Annotated in this window: 1 protein-coding gene; it reads right to left on the bottom strand. The window is 39.4% G+C overall.

The features are described from left to right. Positions 1-806, bottom strand: an 806-nt coding sequence (locus tag AC1DUW_RS30980; protein ID WP_477644475.1) for a nuclease-related domain-containing protein, incomplete at both ends; no start/stop codon positions are given.

Genomic DNA, 806 nt, shown 5'->3' with positions numbered 1-806 from the left:
AAATAACCTCGCTTGTTTATTTGTAATCTTGGGYCTTATGAGGAGGGCATAATCACGAAGAGTTTGAATGTGGGCATCTTTGGAAGAGTAAGAACAATGCGCGCATGTCCATTTTCCCCAGTGACGTTGCATTTGGAGAATTGAACATTCTGGGCAGTGAACACTTTTGAGCAGATCCGTTTCAGAGATTTGATACCATTTGAGTATATCCGGATTATGTGGAGTGTTTTTTTGAAGGAATGTGTTTGATAGTTTATTGCGCTGCCTTTGGGTTAATTGCGCAGATGGATACTTTTTATCAAGAGTTTGAATTTTTGAGATGAGTGTTTCTTTTCCGGTGATTTGCTTGAAGATGGAGGCATGACCAGGAGTAGTCTTAATGATGGTGTTCGAGTTTGCATTTGCAATGAGTGTTTCAATCGGAAGCAACGGGAATTTATGAAGGTTAAGCCAATTGATTAAGCGTGATTTTTGCACATCAACCTGGATAAGCGGATCAAGATAGGCTTGTTCCTGTCCATCTTTTGTCCGAATCAATTGAGGATAGGTGCGGTCAAAATAGAGTAAGCCGGCAAAGTTTTTCACCTCTATGATAATGCAGCAATTCATAGATACGATAAGAAAGTCCATTTGGAAAAAGCTGCTCTCATCGCGGCTCAGTCTGAGGTCATGAAATACTTGATATTTTTTTGAAAGATCCTTTAACTCTTTTCCAATACTTGATTCTCCATTAAAACCAGTACGGATTTTCCGGTAATCATTCGTTATTTTTTTCTGTTTAGGATGGTTTGGTGAGAGCCTTCTGC

This window comes from Peribacillus sp. P4_C12 (assembly GCF_056402095.1).
The sequence above is the reverse complement of the archived record's forward strand: the minus strand, read 5'-3'. Positions and strand labels throughout refer to the sequence as shown.